Annotated in this window: 22 protein-coding genes and 2 tRNA genes; 12 read left to right on the top strand and 12 right to left on the bottom strand. The window is 63.9% G+C overall.

Translation table 11 applies throughout. From position 1 onward, the window contains the following. Positions 1 to 6: 6 nt before the first annotated feature. Together ACFOKF_RS17555 and ACFOKF_RS17550 are read right to left on the bottom strand one after the other, a co-directional pair. A complete protein-coding gene (locus ACFOKF_RS17555; RefSeq protein WP_380797294.1) occupies positions 7 to 408 on the bottom strand; it encodes an acyl-CoA thioesterase in 402 nt (133 codons plus the stop codon). After that, positions 408 to 2,468: a S9 family peptidase gene (locus ACFOKF_RS17550; RefSeq protein ID WP_380797293.1), complete on the bottom strand. Its 2,061-nt coding sequence runs from the start codon at positions 2,466 to 2,468 to the stop codon at positions 408 to 410. Before ACFOKF_RS17550 ends, ACFOKF_RS17555 begins: the two co-directional genes overlap by 1 nt. Before the next feature lie 125 nt (positions 2,469 to 2,593). Between ACFOKF_RS17550 and ACFOKF_RS17545 the strand changes: the two genes are divergently transcribed. After that, positions 2,594 to 4,375, top strand: coding sequence for an aminopeptidase P family protein (locus tag ACFOKF_RS17545; protein ID WP_380797292.1), 1,782 nt, complete (start codon positions 2,594 to 2,596; stop codon positions 4,373 to 4,375). A 3-nt stretch (positions 4,376 to 4,378) separates the two neighbouring features. Here ACFOKF_RS17545 and ACFOKF_RS17540 read toward each other — a convergent pair whose 3' ends face one another. Then, a complete protein-coding gene (locus tag ACFOKF_RS17540; RefSeq protein ID WP_380797889.1) occupies positions 4,379 to 4,519 on the bottom strand; it encodes a hypothetical protein in 141 nt (46 codons plus the stop codon). 115 nt (positions 4,520 to 4,634) lie between these two features. Between ACFOKF_RS17540 and ACFOKF_RS17535 the strand changes: the two genes are divergently transcribed. Further along, positions 4,635 to 4,709: transfer RNA gene (locus ACFOKF_RS17535), tRNA-Thr, on the top strand. A 187-nt stretch (positions 4,710 to 4,896) separates the two neighbouring features. Beyond that, positions 4,897 to 5,610: an IS6 family transposase gene (locus ACFOKF_RS17530; protein ID WP_380797863.1), complete on the top strand. Its 714-nt coding sequence runs from the start codon at positions 4,897 to 4,899 to the stop codon at positions 5,608 to 5,610. An 80-nt stretch (positions 5,611 to 5,690) separates the two neighbouring features. Here ACFOKF_RS17530 and ACFOKF_RS17525 read toward each other — a convergent pair whose 3' ends face one another. Then, positions 5,691 to 6,029 (bottom strand): XRE family transcriptional regulator, encoded by a 339-nt coding sequence (locus tag ACFOKF_RS17525; RefSeq protein ID WP_380797290.1) that lies wholly within the window; start codon positions 6,027 to 6,029, stop codon positions 5,691 to 5,693. A gap of 5 nt (positions 6,030 to 6,034) precedes the next feature. Next, on the bottom strand, positions 6,035 to 6,388 hold the full coding sequence (locus ACFOKF_RS17520) for a type II toxin-antitoxin system RelE/ParE family toxin (RefSeq protein WP_380797289.1): 354 nt from the start codon (positions 6,386 to 6,388) through the stop codon (positions 6,035 to 6,037). A 27-nt stretch (positions 6,389 to 6,415) separates the two neighbouring features. On the opposite strand from ACFOKF_RS17520, the gene ACFOKF_RS17515 reads away from it, so the two are divergent. Further along, positions 6,416 to 6,628, top strand: coding sequence for a hypothetical protein (locus ACFOKF_RS17515; protein WP_380797288.1), 213 nt, complete (start codon positions 6,416 to 6,418; stop codon positions 6,626 to 6,628). Positions 6,629 to 6,740: 112 nt separating this feature from the next. Here ACFOKF_RS17515 and ACFOKF_RS17510 read toward each other — a convergent pair whose 3' ends face one another. The 4 genes from ACFOKF_RS17510 to ACFOKF_RS17495 form a co-directional block, all read right to left on the bottom strand. Next, a complete protein-coding gene (locus tag ACFOKF_RS17510) occupies positions 6,741 to 7,148 on the bottom strand; it encodes a hypothetical protein (protein WP_380797287.1) in 408 nt (135 codons plus the stop codon). Positions 7,149 to 7,218: 70 nt separating this feature from the next. Continuing rightward, positions 7,219 to 7,638 (bottom strand): hypothetical protein, encoded by a 420-nt coding sequence (locus ACFOKF_RS17505; protein ID WP_380797286.1) that lies wholly within the window; start codon positions 7,636 to 7,638, stop codon positions 7,219 to 7,221. A gap of 26 nt (positions 7,639 to 7,664) precedes the next feature. Then, entirely contained in the window at positions 7,665 to 8,399 is a 735-nt protein-coding gene (gloB, locus tag ACFOKF_RS17500; protein WP_380797285.1) for a hydroxyacylglutathione hydrolase, read from the bottom strand. A 5-nt stretch (positions 8,400 to 8,404) separates the two neighbouring features. Beyond that, positions 8,405 to 8,839 (bottom strand): VOC family protein, encoded by a 435-nt coding sequence (locus ACFOKF_RS17495; RefSeq protein ID WP_298401183.1) that lies wholly within the window; start codon positions 8,837 to 8,839, stop codon positions 8,405 to 8,407. A gap of 102 nt (positions 8,840 to 8,941) precedes the next feature. Here ACFOKF_RS17495 and ACFOKF_RS17490 point away from each other — a divergent pair, with 102 nt between their 5' ends. After that, positions 8,942 to 9,652: an SIMPL domain-containing protein gene (locus tag ACFOKF_RS17490; protein WP_380797284.1), complete on the top strand. Its 711-nt coding sequence runs from the start codon at positions 8,942 to 8,944 to the stop codon at positions 9,650 to 9,652. 21 nt (positions 9,653 to 9,673) lie between these two features. Here ACFOKF_RS17490 and ACFOKF_RS17485 read toward each other — a convergent pair whose 3' ends face one another. The 3 genes from ACFOKF_RS17485 to ACFOKF_RS17475 form a co-directional block, all read right to left on the bottom strand. Next, on the bottom strand, positions 9,674 to 9,916 hold the full coding sequence (locus ACFOKF_RS17485; RefSeq protein ID WP_380797283.1) for a hypothetical protein: 243 nt from the start codon (positions 9,914 to 9,916) through the stop codon (positions 9,674 to 9,676). A gap of 87 nt (positions 9,917 to 10,003) precedes the next feature. Beyond that, a complete protein-coding gene (locus ACFOKF_RS17480; protein ID WP_380797281.1) occupies positions 10,004 to 10,885 on the bottom strand; it encodes a tetratricopeptide repeat protein in 882 nt (293 codons plus the stop codon). Further along, a complete protein-coding gene (locus ACFOKF_RS17475) occupies positions 10,885 to 11,652 on the bottom strand; it encodes an alpha/beta fold hydrolase (RefSeq protein ID WP_380797279.1) in 768 nt (255 codons plus the stop codon). Before ACFOKF_RS17475 ends, ACFOKF_RS17480 begins: the two co-directional genes overlap by 1 nt. 130 nt (positions 11,653 to 11,782) lie before the next feature. Here ACFOKF_RS17475 and ACFOKF_RS17470 point away from each other — a divergent pair. From ACFOKF_RS17470 to ACFOKF_RS17440, 7 genes are all read left to right on the top strand, one after another. Next, positions 11,783 to 11,869 (top strand) — tRNA-Leu (locus ACFOKF_RS17470). Positions 11,870 to 12,107: 238 nt separating this feature from the next. Further along, positions 12,108 to 12,698, top strand: coding sequence for a M17 family peptidase N-terminal domain-containing protein (locus tag ACFOKF_RS17465; RefSeq protein WP_380797278.1), 591 nt, complete (start codon positions 12,108 to 12,110; stop codon positions 12,696 to 12,698). 38 nt (positions 12,699 to 12,736) lie between these two features. Beyond that, positions 12,737 to 13,399 carry a response regulator gene (locus ACFOKF_RS17460; protein WP_380797861.1) on the top strand — a complete coding sequence of 221 codons (663 nt, stop codon included), beginning with the start codon at positions 12,737 to 12,739 and terminating at the stop codon, positions 13,397 to 13,399. A 287-nt stretch (positions 13,400 to 13,686) separates the two neighbouring features. Then, complete coding sequence (locus ACFOKF_RS17455; protein WP_380797276.1) at positions 13,687 to 14,346, top strand: hydrolase; 660 nt, start codon at positions 13,687 to 13,689, stop codon at positions 14,344 to 14,346. Positions 14,347 to 14,448: 102 nt separating this feature from the next. Further along, entirely contained in the window at positions 14,449 to 15,285 is an 837-nt protein-coding gene (locus ACFOKF_RS17450; RefSeq protein WP_380797275.1) for an alpha/beta fold hydrolase, read from the top strand. A gap of 22 nt (positions 15,286 to 15,307) precedes the next feature. After that, on the top strand, positions 15,308 to 15,556 hold the full coding sequence (locus ACFOKF_RS17445; RefSeq protein WP_380797273.1) for a XapX domain-containing protein: 249 nt from the start codon (positions 15,308 to 15,310) through the stop codon (positions 15,554 to 15,556). A gap of 80 nt (positions 15,557 to 15,636) precedes the next feature. After that, positions 15,637 to 17,481 (top strand): amidohydrolase, encoded by a 1,845-nt coding sequence (locus ACFOKF_RS17440; protein WP_380797860.1) that lies wholly within the window; start codon positions 15,637 to 15,639, stop codon positions 17,479 to 17,481. The last annotated feature ends 16 nt before the right edge of the window (positions 17,482 to 17,497 follow it).

Here is a 17,497-nt window from a genome sequence, read left to right as displayed (position 1 = left end):
GTTCCTTTATCTGGCGTTCAGGAAAGGGGCTGCGACCTCTGCCGGAACCCGCATCAACCGGCCGCTTTCCTTGTCGATCATGGCCCAGGTCGATTTTGCGGCGACTTTCACCTTGCCGTCCGGTCCGGTAAATTCGATGAAGCGGTCGAACCGCGCGCCGCGTGGACCTTCGGGAATCCATGTGCGACCGCTGACGACATCGCCTTCCACCACATTGCCGCGATAATCGACCTCATGCCGGGTCACGACCCAGATATAGGCGTCGACATGGGCGGGATCGGCATCGGTCATCCAGTGCTCGACCGACAATTGCTCCATCCATTGCACCCACACCGCATTGTTCACATGGCCCAGCACATCGATATGCTGGGCCTGCGCGGTGAACTGCTTGGTGAAGCTCGACGCCATCAGCCTTCCACCTTCAACTGCCAGAGTATGAAGGCGAACTCCTCCGCCGTCTCGTGCAGGCTTTCAAAGCGACCCGACTTGCCGCCATGGCCCGCGCCCATATTGGTCTTGAGCAGCAGGATATTGTTGTCGGTCTTGGTCGCGCGCAGTTTCGCCACCCACTTTGCCGGCTCCCAATAGGTGACGCGCGGATCGTTGAGCCCCGCCGTCACCATCAGCGGCGGATAATCCTGCGCGCTGACATGGGTGTAGGGATCATAGCTCTGGATCGTGCGGAACGCAGCCTCATCCTCGATCGGATTGCCCCATTCTGGCCATTCGCCCGGCGTCAGCGGCAGCGTTTCGTCCAGCATGGTGTTGAGCACGTCGACGAACGGCACATGCGCCACCACCGCGCCCCACAGGTCGGGATCGGAGTTGATCACCGCGCCCATCAGTTCGCCGCCGGCCGATCCGCCCGAAATGCTGATCCGCCCCTTGGACGAATAGCCAAGATCGATCAGCCCCTTCGCCACATCGACGAAATCGGTGAAAGTATTGGTGCGCTTGTCCAGCTTGCCGTCCAGATACCATTGCTGGCCCAGGTCATCGCCGCCGCGAATATGGGCGATGGCGAAGGCGAAGCCGCGATCGAGCAGCGACAGGCGGCTGGTCGAAAAGCCCGGCTCCATCGCCAGTCCATAGGCGCCATAGCCATAGAGGTGCAGCGGCGCGCTGCCGTCACGCGGGAAATCCTTGGGATAGACGATCGACACGGGGATTTCAGTGCCGTCACGCGCCGCGATCATCAGCCGATCAGCCGCATAGCCCGCCGTGTCATAGCCCGACGGGATTTCCTGGACCTTCAGCACCTCCAGCGCACCCGTTTCCAGATGATAGTCATAGATGGTGTCGGGCGTGACCATGGATTCATAGCCGATGCGCAGCTTCGTCACGTCATATTCGGGATTGTCGTCCAGCGACGCCGAGTAACTGGCTTCGGGGAAGGCAATGCGCTTGGCGCTGTGCGTGGCGTAATCGCGCAACTCGATCTGGTCGAGGCCGTCCTGCCGCCCTTCGGTGACGTAGAAGGTCTTGAACAGGGTGAAATCGGTCAGGTAGAAATGCGCGTCCGCGCCGATCACTTCCTCCCAACGGTCGGGCGCGTCCAGCGTCGCCTTCACCAGCCGGAAATTGGGATGGGTGTCGTTGGTCTTGATGTAGAGCGTGCCCTCATGCTCATCGACATCATATTCGCGGCCGGGCTTGCGCGCCGCGACCAGCAAGGGCGCAGCCGTGGGGTTGTCGGCGGGCACCAGCCAGGCTTCGCTGGTGACATGATCGCCGGTCGCGATGACGATCCATTTTTCCGATGACGTAAGGCCGATGGAGACGCGGAACCCCTCGTCATCCTCATGGAACAGTTCGACGTCGCTCTCGATACTCTGGCCCAGCCAGTGCAGCCGCGCATTGTCGGTCCGCCAATTCTCGTTGGCGATGCCATAGAGCAGCCCCTTTGAATCGCTGGTCCACACCAGCGACGACAGCGTATCGGGGATGACTTCCGGCAGGATTTCACCGCTCAACAGATCCTTGATCCGCGCTTCGAACCGTTCCGACCCGTTGGTGTCGATGGCATAGGCCAGATAGCGGCCGTCCGGGCTGACCGACATGGCGCCCAGCCGAAAATAGTCATGCCCCTCCGCCAGCGCCGGTTCGTCCAGAATCAGCTGATCGTCACCGCCCGCCACGGGCTTGCGATACCATTTGCGATATTGCGCGCCGGTTTCGAAGGCGCGCCAGTAGATATAGTCGCCATCCTTCTGCGGAACCGACTGGTCATCTTCCTTGATGCGCCCCTTCATCTCCTGAAACAGCGTGTCGAGCAGAGGCTTGTGCGGGGCCATCGCACCCTCGAACCAGCCATTCTCGGCCTCCAGATAGGCCAGCACATCCTTGTCCTTGACGTCGGGATAGCCCGGATCGCGCAGCCATGCATAGGGATCGTCCACCATGATCCCGTGATGCGTGAAGCTGTGGGGACGACGTTGGGCGACGGGCGGCTGCATTTGATCGGTCATTAACTATCCATGGTCCAGACAGGGGCTGCGCTGGAATAAGCGCGCCGGCCCCTCTATGTTGTCGACATTGTCGCCGGCGCAAGAGGCCGGAATGATCCAAGGCCAAATGATCCAGGGAAAGTTCGATGTCCAGTTATGAAGATCGCCTGAAGGCCCTGCGTGCTCAGTTGGTGCGCCAGACGCTCGACGGTTTCGTGGTCCCCCTGACCGATGAGCATATGAGCGAATATGTCGGCGCCTATGCCCAGCGCCTTGCCTGGCTGACTGGATTTCAGGGATCGGCCGGCAGCGCCGTGGTCCTGCCGGAGGAGGCCGCGATCTTCGTTGATGGCCGCTATACGCTTCAGGTGCGCGAACAGGTGGATGGCGCGCACTGGCAATATGAAAGCGTGCCGCAGACTTCGATTGCGGCCTGGCTGAAGGATCATGCCGGGCAGGGCGCGCGCATTGGCTATGACCCCTGGCTCCACACCCGCGCCTGGGTGAAACAGGCGACCGATGCTCTGGCGGAAAAGGGCGCAACGCTGGTCGCGGTCGACACTAACCCCGTCGACGCCATCTGGCCCGATCGTCCCGCCCGCAGCGATGCCAAGCTGGTCGTGCATGGCGATGCCTTTGCCGGCCAGTCGGCCGCAGAGAAGCGCGCGGCCATGGCAGACTGGCTGACCGGCAAAAAAGCGGATGCGGTGGTCCTCTCCGCCCTCGATTCGATCGCCTGGACCTTCAACATCCGTGGCAAGGATGTGGAGCGCACCCCGGTCGCGCTCGCCTATGCCATCGTGCATGCCGACGCGACCGCCGACCTCTATGTCGCGCCCGAAAAGATGGACGAAGCCGTCGCCCAGCATCTGGGCAACGCCGTGCGTGTGCATGACGCTGTGAACTTCGCCGCCGCGCTGGAGGATTTCGCCGGCAAGACCGTGGTGGCCGACCCCGAACGCGCGGTCGCCGCGATCTTCAACGGGCTGGACGAGGGCGGCGCGACGATCCTGTCGCTGCGCGATCCCGCCGTCCTGCCCAAGGCGATCAAGAACGCCACTGAAATCGCCGGTCACAAGGCGGCGCAGGCGCGCGACGGCGCGGCGCTCAGCCGTTTCTTGCACTGGCTCGCCGTCGAAGCGCCGAAGGGCGGCCTCACCGAACTGTCCGCCTCCGACCGGCTGGAGGCGTTCCGCAAGGATACCGGCCTGCTGGAAGACCTGTCCTTCGACACGATCAGCGGCGCAGGGCCGAACGGCGCGGTCGTCCATTACCGGGCCGAGGAAAAGACCAACCGCCCGATCGAGACGGGTAGCCTCTATCTGGTCGATTCGGGCGGCCAGTATCGTGACGGCACCACCGACGTCACCCGCACCATCGCCATCGGCACGCCGACCGATGAAATGCGCCGTCGCTTCACGCTGGTCCTTAAAGGGCATATCGCGCTCGCCCGCGCGATCTTCCCGAAGGGTACGCGCGGCGGCCAGCTCGATGCGCTTGCCCGCCAATATCTCTGGGCCGAAGGACTGGATTATGCCCATGGCACCGGCCATGGCGTCGGCAGCTTCCTGTCGGTGCATGAAGGGCCGCAGCGCATCGCGACCTTCGGCGGCGGCGATGAGCCGCTCGTTGCCGGCATGATCCTCTCCAACGAGCCGGGCTATTACAAGACCGGCGAATATGGCATCCGCATCGAAAATCTGGTGCTGGTGGGCGAACGCGCCATCCCCGGCGCGGAAAAGCCGATGCTGGGCTTCGAGACGCTGACCTTCGCGCCGATCGACCGGGCGCTCATCGCCACCGACATATTGAGCCAGGGCGAACGCATCTGGCTCGACGCCTATCATGCCGCCGTGCTGGACCTTGTCGGCCCGCAACTGGAAGGCGATGCGCTGGCCTGGCTCCAGGCCGCTTGCGCGCCGCTATAAGGCTCAGCCTTGCTGGCTATCGACAGGAGGGGGCGACGCCGTTCCCTCCTGCGCCGATTCCCGGCTCTGCGCCTTGCGGCGCCGCAAATTGTCCCGCAGCGCCTGCGCCAGCCGCGCCTTCTTCTCGTCGTTCGTTTCAGCCATGGACCGCGCATAAGCAAAATGCATCATCGGCCGCAACCCGCCTTGACATGGGCGGCGCAGGCGGCCATAGGCGCGACCTCCGAAGCGCAGACGCGCCTCGGCGAAGAAACAGAGTGCTGCCGTAGCTCAGTGGTAGAGCGCATCCTTGGTAAGGCTGAGGTCGGGAGTTCAATCCTCCCCGGCAGCACCATTTCTTCCTAAAATACAATAGCTTAGACTTTGCCTTCGGGGGTGCTCGCGGTGCTGTTTTTGTCGCGGAAGCACCACGGAAGCAGGATTGAGCGTATCCTGGCGTAGTCGGAATAATCAAACTTTCAGCTTTTGCAGACGGCTCTGTCGCAAATTTTGGGCCTGGCGTATTGGGTTGCGCCAAGGTGATGGATTTGCGGAGGAATCGGGTGTTCAAGGGACGTCATTTCGAAGGCGCGTTGATCCTGCTGTGTGTGCGCTGGTACTTGGCGTACGGGCTGAGCCTTCGAGATCTTGAGGAAATGATCGCCGAGCGGGGCATTTCGGTTGACCATTCGACAATCCATCGCTGGGTGCTGCGCTACACGCCGCAGTTGCTTAACGCCTTCAATGTCCGCAAGCGGCCGGTGATGGGTGAATGGCATGTCGATGAGACCTACATCAATGTCCGGGGGGTGTGGACGTATCTCTACCGGGCCATCGACAAGAGTGGCGCCACGGTCGATTTTCTGTTTTCGGCCACGCGCAATCTCAAGGACGCGACGCGCTTCTTCCGGCGGGCCTACATCCGTCATGGCTTGCCCGTACAGGTAACTATCGACGGCAGTCCGACCAATCTGGAAGCCGACCAGCGCTGCTATGCCGAAGCCCGCTTGCGCGCCAGATCGAACAGCTTGCCGCTCAAGGTTCGGCAGAGCCGTTACATGAACAACCGCATCGAGCAAGACCATCGCCGCATCAAGCGCCGGCTTCGCCCGATGCTCGGCTTCAAGTCCGAACATGCGGCTACCATAATCCTCGGCGGTATCGAACTGGTCCACATGATCCGCAAGGGCCAATTGAACGGCAGCGACGCCCGAAATCTGTCCCTCGCCGATCAGTTTGACCGCCTCGCGGCATAATTCACGACTCAAAGAGCCAGCCGCGACCTGATCCAAAATTTGCGACAGAGCCCCGGTAGCCGATGCAGCGTCTGGCGCGCTCAAGCCGCCGAGCGCTGAGCCGCGTCGATCTCGCCCACGCCGGTAAGCGTGAACGCGCCGGTGCCCGGCAGTTCCACGCGCAGTTCGAGCGTCCCGCCAGCAGCTTCGACGAACCGGCGCAGGGTGGAGAGGTAGAGGTCCGTCTGCCGCTCGATCTTGACCACCGAGGGCTGCTTGATCCCAAGGCTCTGGGCGATCTGCTCCTGGCTGCGCTCGGCCAGCTTGCGCAGGGCTTTCAGTCCCTCGACCTCGCGGTGCAACTCGGCGGCACGGGCCTTGATGCGCTCCTGGCGGTCCTTGGGAAGGCGCGCCATCATCTCTTCATGCGTGACCGGCATATCGCTTATCCTTTCAACGTGTCGAGATGCTCGGCGAACCGGGCATCGGCCTTGGCGATCAGGCTTTTGTAGAACCGCTGCTGCGCCACCCCGCTCTTGTCGCCCGCGATCAGGATGATCGCACGGCGCTTAGGATCGAACGCGAACGCCACGCGCCACACCCCATCATCCGCCGTGAACCGCAGCTCCTTCATATTGGCGTGCTTCGATCCCGCCAGCGTGTCGGCATGGGGACGCCCCAGCGTCGGGCCGCTCAGGACCAGAAGCTCGGCCATCGTCAGCAAGCCATCCTGCACGGCTTCCGGCAACGCCTCCAGTTCGGGGAGGAACGCATCATGGTAGAGAACCGTCCAGGCCATGTCGTTATATACCCTCAAAGCTATATCATGTCCATAGCCTTCAAGCTATGTGCAACGGGTTGCAACGGATCGGCGCTATCTGGCGGCGGTGAGGTCGTCCTCGGCCTCCTCTTCGGCGTCGAGGGCTGCGAGCAGGGCGGCGGCGGCATCGGCCTCGTCCGTGGCGGCGCGCGCGGCGAGCCGGGAGCGGATCGGCTTTGCGGGATGGGTGGCGGTGTGGACCGCCTTCAGCGCCTTTGATCGCCCCCCGAACCTGATTCAGGGGCGTTGCGTCATGTCACGTAAAGGCCATGGAGCCGTGCCGGGGCGAAGGCCGGCGCGGCTAATCCATGTATCAGGCTTGCAGGGTTGCCTATTTCGCCGCCGGCGGCGTGCGATAGGGGGTGAAATCGCCCAGCGCGCAGGATCCGGTGGTGATGCCGATCTGAAGATTGGCCGTGGTGGTGAAGTCGCCCCGGCAATATTGCGACCCGAAACTGCGCACGATCATCGTGTCGCCGGCGGTCAGGCCGTTGCAACTGCCGATCAGGTCATTCTTGTAGACCAGCCTCTTGTTGACGCGATAGAGCAGCACAGTGTTGCTGATGACGGTCAGATTGGTCTGCGGCTCGCGGTTGATGCAACTGACCTTTTCGCCCGCCACCTTGCCGGCCAGCGCCTTGTCGAGTTGTGCGGCCTGCTTGTCGGTCAGCGGCTTTGGCTCATAGCTGCCGGTGCAGCCCGCCAGGATCAGGGGCGCCGCCATCATCCACGCACGCATTGTACATCTCCGCATCTTTGGTCGCCTGAGAGACGCCATCATAGGCCAAAAACCGTCAGCCGAGCAGAGGCTAATCCGCCTTCTTTTCCTTGGCCGGCTGTTCATAGAGGGCGAAGCCGCCCATGGCGCAACTGCCCGTGCGAATGCCGCTGGCCAAATCCTCGACCACGATCGAATCGCCCCGGCAGACACGCGGCTTGTCGAGCGAAATGACCGGCTTTCCGCCTTTCATCAGGCCGTTGCAGGTGCCGATGGTGCGGCTGACGAAGCGTTTGCTGCCGACCCGATAGACCAACAGGTCGTCGCTCACCACGGTCAGCTTGAGCATCGGGGAGCGCCGCACGCACTCGACTTTTTCGGTCAGCACCCTGTCGCCAATTTCGCGGGTCAGCAGCTTTTCCTGTTCCGGCGTCAGCGCCGGCATCTGCGCCTGCGCCTGCGCCGCGCCGGCCATGGCCAGAATCATCCCCGCCATCATCCTGATCTTCATCTTTCCCCCCTCTTGCTCAAAACCCCTCAGGCCGCATCCTTGGCCGCGCGCCGCGCCGCCAGTTGATCGACTGTGGTGGCGCGCATGAAGATGTTGGTCGCGCGCTCCGCGCCGATGCTGGTCGGCACCGTCGCCTCGCCCCGCGCGCGGGCCGCCTCGACTGCTGCGACGCGGCTTGCCAGCGCATCATTGTCCGGTTCGATCGTCAGGGCGAAGCGGCCGTTGGAGAGCGTATATTCATGCGCGCAATAGACGGCCGTGTCGGCGGGAAGGGCGGACAGCCGCGCCATGTTGGCGAACATCTGCGCCGCCGTCCCTTCGAACAGCCGGCCGCATCCCATGGCGAACAAGGTGTCGCCGACGAAGACGATCTGATCCTGCGCCAGATGATAGGCGATATGCCCGGCCGTATGCGCCGGCACCGCCATCACGCTGGCGACATGGTCGCCGATCCGCACCGTATCGCCTTCGCCCACCGTCCGGTCGAGCGTGCCGATCTTCTCCGCTTCCGCCGCCGGCCCGGTGATGATGCAGCCGCCCCATGCCTGCGCTGCCGCCTTGATCGCCGCATTGCCGCCGACATGGTCGCCATGCCAGTGGGTGTTCCAGATCTGGCCGATCGTCCAGCCGCGCGTCGCCGCCGCCGCCAGCACCGGCTCCGCCACGGCGGGGTCGACCGCGACCGTCTCCCCGCTCGCATCATCGTGCAGCAGCCAGACATAATTGTCGTTGAGAACGGGAATGCGGACGACCTCCAGCATGGCGTTTACCAGTGGCCCGTGTTCGGCATGGAAGCCCAGGGTTCGGCCGGCTCCAGCCGCCCGTCCTGCAACAATTCGATCGAGATATTGTCGGGGGTGCGGATGAAGGCCATGTGCCCGTCGCGCGGCGGCCGGTTGATAGTGATGCCCGCGTCCATCAGCGTCTGGCAGGTGTCATAGATATTTTCGACCTGATAGGCGATATGGCCGAAATTGCGGCCCTCGCCATAGATTTCCGCCGGCGTGCCATCTTCCGCGGGCCAGTTGTAGGTCAGCTCGACCTGCGCATCCTCATCCCCCGGCGCGGCCAGATAGACCAGGGTGAAGCGGCCCTGTTCGCTGTCGAAGCGCTTGACCTCTTTCAGGCCCAGCAGTTCGAACAAGGCCTTGGTCTTGTCGACATCGGCGACGCGGATCATGGTGTGCAGATATTTGGGCAAGGAAAACTCCATTCGTCGCCATAAAGCAACGGTTCATCTCTGGAATGGCAGACAGGCCCCTAAGATAAGGTCGCGCATCACCGGACGGAAGAGGAAAGCAGCATGGCATTGGATGGGCGGGACAAGGTTTTTCTGGGCAGCGCGGCGTTGCTGGCCTTTGGCGTGGTGGCGGGCGGCTATTTGCTGGGCGACGGGCTGAAGCGCGCCAAGGCGGCGGACCGATCGGTCACGGTGCGCGGCCTTGCCGAAAAGGATGTGACGGCGGATCTTGCCACCTGGTCGATCAGTTACTCGGCGACCGGCTTCGACCTGCCCACCGTGCGCAGCGAAATCGACGCCAATACGAAGGAATTGCAGGGCTATTTCAAAAGTCTGGGTTTCCCGGCCGATGACCTGAAACCTGTAGGCGCGGGCGTCAACCAATGGCTCAACAATGGCGTCAACACCATCACCATCACCCAGCGGATGTTGCTGCGCACTACCGACATTGCCCGCGCGCAACGGGCGGTGGCGCAGCAGTTCGATCTCGTCCGGCGCGGGGTCACGCTTCAGGAAGGGTCGGGCATGCGCTACAGCTTCACGAAGCTGAACGACGTCAAGCCGCAGATGGTGGCCGCCGCCACCAAGGATGCCCGCGCGGCGGCGGAACAATTCGCCAAGGATTCAGGCGCAGGCGTGGGCGGCATCAAGAGCGCGACCCAGGGTTATTTCTCGATCGACGCCCGCGATGGCGAAGGGGGCGGCGACGGCGGCAGCGACACGCCCTACAAAAAGGTGCGCGTCGTCACGACCGTCGACTTCTACCTGAAGTAATCCGTCGATCTTTCGCTCGGCTCAACACCGGCCGCGGCGACGCTCCTTGCGGGTGCAGCGATCCTTGTCGCCGATGATCGCGCCAGCCGCGCCGCCGATGATCGCCCCCTCGGCGGTGCCAAGGCCCGTCGCGCTGCCAACCACCGCGCCGCCCGCGCCGCCGATCAGGCCGCCGCGCGTCGCGCCGCGCGAACAGGCGCTGGTGGCCGCCGCGCCGACGACCAGCAGGCCGATGGCGAGCGCGTTCTTGATTCTACTGTCCATGATGTCGCTATCTCCTGTCAGGCCCGCCGCAGATAAGCGAACCGGCCGCAGGGGGCAGGGGTTCCGTGACAAAGTCTTGCTGGCAGGTCAGCCCGCCGGCTTGTCCGCTGGCAGGCGCGTCAGATTGTCCGCCGCCGCCTTGCCCGCCGGTGATTCCGGCGACAGCCTGACCGCCCGTTCCCAAGCGGATCGCGCAATATCGGCATGATCGGTCAGGATCGCGACATTGCCTTCCTCCAGCGCGACCGACGCATCGTCGGGCGACAATTGCACCGCGCGGGCGATGTGCGCCTGCGCCAGCCGCATGTCGCCCGATCGCCGGGCCAGCGTGGCGGACAGCAGCCAGCCCAGCGGATCCTTGGGCGCCTGCGCCAGTGCGATGTCGATCGAATCGCGCGCGGCGTCAACCTCGCCCAGCGCGACCAGCGCCCGCGCCCGGTCCAGATGCACCTCGCCCTTCTCCATGCCGTCGGGCAGGCCACGCGCCAGCGCTGCGTCGAAATCGGTGCGCGCCTTGGCGGCGTCGCCGCCTGCCAGCGCGGCATTGCCCGCCTGCGCCCACAGCCGCGCACTCTGCGCCATTTCATTGCCGCGCTCGGCCTCCTCCGCCGCCTGTTCGAAGGCGACGATGGCCGGCGTCCAGCGTTCGGCGCGGGCATAGGCGAACCCCATGCAATGGCGGGCATAGAAGCTGCCGCCATCGATCCGCCATTTCTGGGCGAAGGCGACCCCGGCGTCGGGCGATTCCATCGCCTGATCCAGGCAGGCCTGGAAAGGGGCGGCGAATTTGGCCGGCACCGGGATGCGGCCATCTTCCCGCACCGGGGCGTTTGCGGCGGGCGGCGGGGGCGCTGCGGCTGCTGCTGCTGCGGCGGCGCGCTCCTCCCGCTTGCGCTGCTGGCTGCGCTTCATCACCGCCTCGATCTCGGGATCGAGGGTCTGGAGCAGGATCGGCAGGAAAAAGGGCATCAGAAAAGGTCCAACAGGCTGGCGACGGTGCGGATCAGCAGGGCGATGTCCTGATCGCGCGACAGGCGATGGTCGCCGTCCTTAATCAGCAGCGTCTGCACATCGGATGAACGCAGCCGCGCCGCCGTCTGCACGGCGATCTCCCACGGCACGTCGGCATCCGCCTGACCATGCAGCAGCCGCACCGGGCAGTCGATCGCGATCTCCCCCGTCAGCAGGCGCAATCGCTGGCCCGACTGCCAGAAGCCCAGCGTCGTCACATAGGGATCGTCGCTATAGGGGGTCGGCTCCTCGATCCGGCCTTCGGTCGCCAGCAGCGCCTTGTCCGCATCGGTAAAGCCCCATTCGGTAAAATCCGGCGCGGCGGCGATGCCCACCAGGCCGACCACGCGATCAGGCCGGGCCAGCGCGACCAGCAGCGCCAGCCACCCGCCCATCGACGATCCGACCAGAATCACCGGCCCTTGCGTCAGCGCATCCATCGCCAGCAGCGCATCGTCGCGCCAACTGGCCAGCGTGCCATCGGCAAAGCGTCCCTCGCTCGCGCCATTGCCGGCATAGTCGAGCCGCAGCATCGCGCGCCCTTGCGCCAATGCCCAGTCATGCAGGGCCACGGCCTTGCTGCCCTCCATGTCGGACATATAGCCCGGCAGGAAGACCAGCGTCGGCCCGATCCCGTCGCTGCGGCGATAGGCCAGCCGCAACCCATCGGGCCGGGCGAGGAAGCTGGGTGGGGGTGGCGAGGTGAGGGGGGAGGGATTGGTCATGCGGCTGCTCATCCTGCAAAAGACGTCACCCTTTGCCCCAAAACGCCCTTTTTTGCGAAACCCAAAAAATAATGCGGACAATGCGTTGACAGCATAGGAGGCCGCCGTTAGAGGCGCACTCCTACCCCGTGCCCAGATGGCGGAATTGGTAGACGCACCAGCTTCAGGTGCTGGCGATCGCAAGGTCGTGGAGGTTCGAGTCCTCTTCTGGGCACCATTTTTCTTCCCTTGCGGAAGAAAAAGAACGGCAAGGAAAAGAGCGTGTTGCGCTGTTTTTCTTGCCGTTTTCTTTTGCCTTGCGGGTGGCGACCTTCCTGTCCGCCTCTTCGAATATCGCAGGATTGTCCAAAAGCCGTTCGGCCTCGCCGCGACGTCGGGCAGCCTTCGTCCCTATGCTCCTACAAGCACGGGCGCGCGCACCGAATTGGCATGCGCCGATGGAGGGACAAGCGCTGATGGAAGGAACGGACGCGCGGGATCTGGGCGTCTATCGCGGACTGCGCTTCAGGGCGGGGCAGGTTGATCCGGTCACTGTCGATGCCGACCTGCTGATCGTGGGCATGCCGGGCATCGTCGGGAAGGCCGCGCCGATCATGGAAAACTCTACGCTGGACCGGGCCTTGCAGGGCGCCTTGTCGCGTCTGCGGGCCGGGGGGCTGTTCGACGGGGCCTTTGGCGAGACGCTGGTGCTGGCCCGGCCGCCGGCGCCCGTCCGGTGCGCGTCGCTGCTGATCGTCGGCATGGGCGATGGGGCGGCGATAGGCCCTGCGCAACTGGGCCTGCTGGCGGGCGTGGCCATGCGGGTGGCGTTGCAACTGGACTGTTGTTCGGTCGCGTGTCTGCTTGGCTTTCCCGCGCCCGAAGGGCCGACGGACCGCATCGATCAGGCCGCCCGGGCGATGATGGCCGGCGTCCTGCGCGCGATGGACGCGCATCCCGATCCCGCCCGCTTTGTCGGCATGCAATGGTTGTTTGATCTGCGCGCGGCCGATGCAAAGCGGGCCGACCCGGCATCCGCGCATATCCTGCATCATTGGCCGGATTGACAATGGACTTCGCGCCGGGATCGGCCTTAGCTGCGCCGATGCAATCGGACTCGGCCTTCAGTCACAATATGCAGCCCGCCGCGGCGCCCATATCGGTGCTGGTGGTGGACGATCATGCGTTGCTGCGCGAAGGCGTGCGCGCCGTATTGTCCACGCAGGACGATATGCGCATCGTGGGGGAGGCGGACAATGGTCGGCTGGCGGTCGACCTCTATGACCGGCTGCGTCCCGACATCGTGCTGATGGACCTGCAAATGGCCGACATGCCAGGGCTGGACGCGATTGCTGCGATCCGCAATCGGCACCCGGACGCGCGGATCATCGTCCTCACCACTTATTCGGGCGATGGCCGCGCGATCAAGGCGCTGCGGGCGGGCGCGCGGGGCTATCTGCTCAAGGCCAGCCTGCGCAAGCAGCTGCTCGACGCGATCCGGTCCGTGCATCTGGGCGGCAAGCATCTGGACGCCAGCGTCGCCACCGCAATCGCGCTGCATGTGCTGGAAGACCCGCTGACCGATCGCGAAATCGCCGTCCTCTCGCTCGCCGCCTGGGGCAACAGCAACAAGCAGGTCGCCGCCCGGCTCGACATCAGCGAGGAAACGGTCAAGGGTCATATGAAGTCCATCTTCGCCAAGCTGGACGCGACCGACCGCACTCATGCGGTGACGCTGGCGATCAAGCGCGGCCTGATCGACCTTTGACCCGCACCTGATCGCAAGGGCGCTTGCCCGTTTTGCGTTCGATTGATCGCAATCGCATCAGCCCCATCCAATACGCCGCCACAGGCCAGCGATAGAATTGCGCGCGTCGGGCACCCGGTTCCGGCGCGTCATTGCCATGCTGCATGCGATGCGCCGGGGCCGGCAATTCCGACATTTCTATTTTATAGAATGATCCGACAGATTTTATCAGAATGTTTCGGATCATTCATGCGGACTAACACTGCAACCACAGCAGCGAGACGCTGCCTCATCCAAGGAGCCGACCCATGACGATCACCGCCACCCCGACCCCTGGCAAGTCCCTGATCTCGCCGACCGACCACACCCTCATCCTGATCGATTTCCAGTCGCAGATGAGCTTTGCGACCAAGTCGATCTCGCCCGAATTGCTGCGCAACAATGCCGCCCTCATCAGCCGCGCCGCCAAGTCGTTCGGCGTGTCGACCATCCTGACCACGGTTGCCGAAAAAAGCTTTTCCGGCCCGATGTTCGATGAAATTACCGATGCCTTCCCCGACCAGCCGTTGCTGGATCGCACCAGCATGAACACCTGGGAAGATGCCGGCGTGATCGAAGAAGTGAACCGCATCGGCAAAGAACGCATCGTGTTCGCCGGTCTTTGGACCAGCGTCTGCATCGTCGGCCCGGTCGCCTCCGCAATTGATCAGGGTTTCGACGCCTATTTCATCGCCGACGCCTGCGGCGACATCAGCGAAGAAGCCCATGAACGCGCCGTGCAGCGCATGATCCAACTGGGCGCCAAGCCGATGACCTCGCTCCAATATATGCTGGAACTGCAGCGCGACTGGGCGCGCACCGAAACCTACGACTCGACCACCGGTATCGCCAAGCAGTGGGGCGGCGCTTACGGCCTGGGCATCAAATACGCCAAGACCATGTTCGGCGCCTCCGAAGGCGGCCACTAAGTCTGGCGTCGGGCCGGCGGCTTCTCCCCCTCTCTCCCCTAAGCCGCCGGTCCGTTTTCTCTCTGCCTCCTCCCCCCGCTTCTCGCAAAAAGGATCATCCCCATGAGCTTCGTGACCACCGACGATGGCGTCGACATTTTCTACAAGGACTGGGGCAGCAAGGATGCCCAACCGATCATGTTCCACCATGGCTGGCCGCTCTCGTCCGACGACTGGGACGCGCAGATGCTGTTCTTCTTGGGCAAGGGCTATCGCGTCATCGCCCATGACCGGCGCGGCCATGGCCGATCGGCCCAGGTGAGCGAAGGCCATGACATGGCCCATTATGCTGCCGACGCCGCTGCCGTCGCCCGCCATCTCGACCTCAAAAACGCCATCCATATCGGCCATTCGACCGGCGGCGGTGAAGTCGCGGCCTATGTCGCCCGTTACGGCCTGCCCGAAGGCCGCGTCGCCAAGGCCGTGCTGGTCAGCGCTGTGCCGCCGATCATGCTGGCGACCGAACGCTATCCCGGTGGCCTGCCGATGGATGTGTTCGACGGCCTGCGCGCCGGCCTCGCCGCCAACCGCGCGCAATTTTTCCGCGATGTCGCCGCCGGCCCCTTCTACGGCTTCAACCGCGAAGGCGCCGACGTGAAGCCCGCCGTTATCGACAATTGGTGGCGTCAGGGCATGATGGGCAGCGCCAAGGCCCATTATGACGGCATCAAGGCCTTCTCCGAAACCGACCAGACCGACGATCTGGTCGCCATCACTGTGCCGACTCTGGTGCTGCATGGCGACGATGATCAGGTCGTACCGTACAAGAATGCCGGCGTGTTGCAGGCGGAAATCCTGCCCAATGCGACGCTGAAGATTTATGAAGATTATTCGCATGGCATGCTGACGGTGAATGCCGACGTGCTGAACGCCGACATCCTCGCCTTCATCCAGAACTGATGCATTGAACAGGAGACCGGCGATGAAAGTCTATCTTCTCTCTCTGGGCGCCGGTCTTCTGGTCGGCATCGTTTATTCGCTGCTGGGGGTGCGCTCGCCCGCGCCCCCGGTGGTGGCCCTGATCGGCCTGCTTGGCATCCTTGTGGGCGAACAGGTCGTCCCACTCGCCAAGCGCTGGGCCGATGGTCATGAACTGGCCCGCTTCGTGCGCAATGAATGCCGCGATCATGTGCTGGGTCGCTTGCCCAACAATCAAAAGGGCGACGCATGATCACCCGCCGCGACGCCATGGCTGGGGTGGCCGCTTCCGCCCTCATCTCCCCCTTCTCCGCCAACGCCAAGGAACGCCCCATGACCGACACGATCATCGTCAATGCCAAGGTGACGACGCTGGACCGGAGCAATCCCGTGGCGGAAGCGGTCGCCATCCGCGACGGCAGGTTTCTTGCCGTGGGCAGCGAAGCCGAAGTCCGCGCCGCAGCCCCCGGCGCGACCATCATCGACGCCATGGGCCATCGCCTGATTCCCGGCCTGATCGACAGCCATATGCACATCATCCGTGGCGGCCTTAATTTCAACATGGAGCTGCGCTGGGACGGCGTGCCGACGCTGGCTGAAGCGATGGATATGCTGAAGGCCCAGGTCGATCGCACCCCAGCACCGCAATGGGTGCGCGTGGTCGGCGGCTTCACCGAACATCAGTTCGCCGAAAAGCGCCTGCCGACCATCGCCGAACTCAACGCCGTTGCGCCCGACACCCCCGTCTTCATCCTGCACCTCTATGACCGCGCTTTGCTCAACGCCGCCGCGCTGCGCGTGGTGGGCTATACCAAGGATACACCCAACCCGCCGGGCGGTGAGATCGTCCGCGACGCCGCCGGCAACCCGACCGGCCTGCTGCTGGCGCAGCCCAATGCGACGATCCTCTATTCGACGCTAGCCAAGGGGCCGAAGCTGCCGCAGGACTATCAGCTCAATTCCACCCGCCACTTCATGCGCGACGTCAATGCGCTGGGCGTGACCGGCGTGATCGACGCAGGCGGCGGCTTCCAGAATTATCCCGACGATTATGAGATTATCGAGAAGCTGCATCAGGACGATCAGCTGACCGTCCGCATCAGCTATAATCTCTTCACCCAAAAGCCAAAGGAAGAGCTGGCCGATTTCTCCGGCTGGGTGAAGCAGGTGACGCCGGGGCAGGGCGACGACACCTATCGCCACAATGGCGCAGGTGAAATGCTGGTCTATTCGGCGGCGGATTTCGAGGATTTCCGCCAGCCTCGCCCGGATATGGCGCCGAGCATGGAAGGCGACCTCGAACCCGTCATCCGTCTGCTCGCCGAACATAAATGGCCCTGGCGTCTCCACGCCACCTATGACGAAACGATCGGCCGCGCGCTCGATGTCTATGAGAAAGTGAACCGGGATACCCCGCTTCAGGGCATCAACTGGTTCTTCGACCATGCCGAAACGATCAGCGACCGCAATATCGACCGGATCGCGGCGCTGGGCGGCGGCATCGCGGTGCAGCATCGCATGGCCTATCAGGGCGAATATTTCGTCGAACGCTATGGCGCCAAGGCGGCCGAGCGCACCCCGCCGATCGCCCGTATGATCGCGGCGGGCATACCCGTGGGAGCGGGCACCGACGCGACCCGCGTCGCCAGCTATAATCCGTGGGTATCCTTGAGCTGGCTCGTCACCGGCCGCACCGTTGGCGGCTTTGCGCTGTATCGCGGCGACAATCGCGTTAGCCGCGAGAAAGCGCTGGCCATGTGGACCCATGAGAACACATGGTTCTCCAACGAGATCGGCAAGAAGGGCCAGATCAAGGCCGGGCAGCTGGCCGATCTTGCCCTGCTGTCCGCCGACTATTTCGCCGTGCCGGAGGATCAGATCGTCCATATCCGGTCGGTCCTGACCCTTCTGGGCGGCAAAGTGGTCCATGGTGAGGGGGATTACGCCCCGCTCGCCCCCGACCTGCCCAAGCCCATGCCCGACTGGTCGCCGGTCGCCACCTTTGGCGGATACCACAAGACCCGCGAAGCCCGCGCGCAACTGGCGTCGGCCTGCGGTTGCCATTCGGCTTGCGGCGTCCATGGCCATGACCATGCGGCTGCCCTGGGCGCAAATGTCCCCGCCGCTGATGTCCAGACCTTCTGGGGATCGCTGGGCTGCGGTTGCTGGGCTGTCTGATCGGGTTCCGGCCCCT

This window comes from Sphingobium rhizovicinum (assembly GCF_042647625.1).
In the GTDB taxonomy this organism is placed as follows: domain Bacteria; phylum Pseudomonadota; class Alphaproteobacteria; order Sphingomonadales; family Sphingomonadaceae; genus Sphingobium; species Sphingobium rhizovicinum.
The sequence above is the reverse complement of the archived record's forward strand: the minus strand, read 5'-3'. Positions and strand labels throughout refer to the sequence as shown.

Excerpts from the sequence above, each read along its gene's own strand:
- ACFOKF_RS17450 (WP_380797275.1), top strand. The coding sequence starts at position 14,449 with ATGAGCTTCGTGACCACCGACGATGGCGTCGACATTTTCTACAAGGAC.
- ACFOKF_RS17550 (WP_380797293.1), bottom strand. The coding sequence starts at position 2,468 with ATGACCGATCAAATGCAGCCGCCCGTCGCCCAACGTCGTCCCCACAGC.
- ACFOKF_RS17520 (WP_380797289.1), bottom strand. The coding sequence starts at position 6,388 with ATGGCCTGGACGGTTCTCTACCATGATGCGTTCCTCCCCGAACTGGAG.
- ACFOKF_RS17530 (WP_380797863.1), top strand. The coding sequence starts at position 4,897 with ATGGATTTGCGGAGGAATCGGGTGTTCAAGGGACGTCATTTCGAAGGC.
- ACFOKF_RS17455 (WP_380797276.1), top strand. The coding sequence starts at position 13,687 with ATGACGATCACCGCCACCCCGACCCCTGGCAAGTCCCTGATCTCGCCG.
- ACFOKF_RS17445 (WP_380797273.1), top strand. The coding sequence starts at position 15,308 with ATGAAAGTCTATCTTCTCTCTCTGGGCGCCGGTCTTCTGGTCGGCATC.
- ACFOKF_RS17510 (WP_380797287.1), bottom strand. The coding sequence starts at position 7,148 with ATGCGTGCGTGGATGATGGCGGCGCCCCTGATCCTGGCGGGCTGCACC.
- ACFOKF_RS17540 (WP_380797889.1), bottom strand. The coding sequence starts at position 4,519 with ATGGCTGAAACGAACGACGAGAAGAAGGCGCGGCTGGCGCAGGCGCTG.
- gloB (WP_380797285.1), bottom strand. The coding sequence starts at position 8,399 with ATGCTGGAGGTCGTCCGCATTCCCGTTCTCAACGACAATTATGTCTGG.
- ACFOKF_RS17515 (WP_380797288.1), top strand. The coding sequence starts at position 6,416 with ATGTCCATAGCCTTCAAGCTATGTGCAACGGGTTGCAACGGATCGGCG.
- ACFOKF_RS17440 (WP_380797860.1), top strand. The coding sequence starts at position 15,637 with ATGACCGACACGATCATCGTCAATGCCAAGGTGACGACGCTGGACCGG.
- ACFOKF_RS17555 (WP_380797294.1), bottom strand. The coding sequence starts at position 408 with ATGGCGTCGAGCTTCACCAAGCAGTTCACCGCGCAGGCCCAGCATATC.
- ACFOKF_RS17465 (WP_380797278.1), top strand. The coding sequence starts at position 12,108 with ATGGAAGGAACGGACGCGCGGGATCTGGGCGTCTATCGCGGACTGCGC.
- ACFOKF_RS17545 (WP_380797292.1), top strand. The coding sequence starts at position 2,594 with ATGTCCAGTTATGAAGATCGCCTGAAGGCCCTGCGTGCTCAGTTGGTG.
- ACFOKF_RS17475 (WP_380797279.1), bottom strand. The coding sequence starts at position 11,652 with ATGACCAATCCCTCCCCCCTCACCTCGCCACCCCCACCCAGCTTCCTC.
- ACFOKF_RS17480 (WP_380797281.1), bottom strand. The coding sequence starts at position 10,885 with ATGCCCTTTTTCCTGCCGATCCTGCTCCAGACCCTCGATCCCGAGATC.
- ACFOKF_RS17460 (WP_380797861.1), top strand. The coding sequence starts at position 12,737 with ATGCAATCGGACTCGGCCTTCAGTCACAATATGCAGCCCGCCGCGGCG.
- ACFOKF_RS17490 (WP_380797284.1), top strand. The coding sequence starts at position 8,942 with ATGGCATTGGATGGGCGGGACAAGGTTTTTCTGGGCAGCGCGGCGTTG.
- ACFOKF_RS17505 (WP_380797286.1), bottom strand. The coding sequence starts at position 7,638 with ATGAAGATCAGGATGATGGCGGGGATGATTCTGGCCATGGCCGGCGCG.
- ACFOKF_RS17485 (WP_380797283.1), bottom strand. The coding sequence starts at position 9,916 with ATGGACAGTAGAATCAAGAACGCGCTCGCCATCGGCCTGCTGGTCGTC.
- ACFOKF_RS17525 (WP_380797290.1), bottom strand. The coding sequence starts at position 6,029 with ATGCCGGTCACGCATGAAGAGATGATGGCGCGCCTTCCCAAGGACCGC.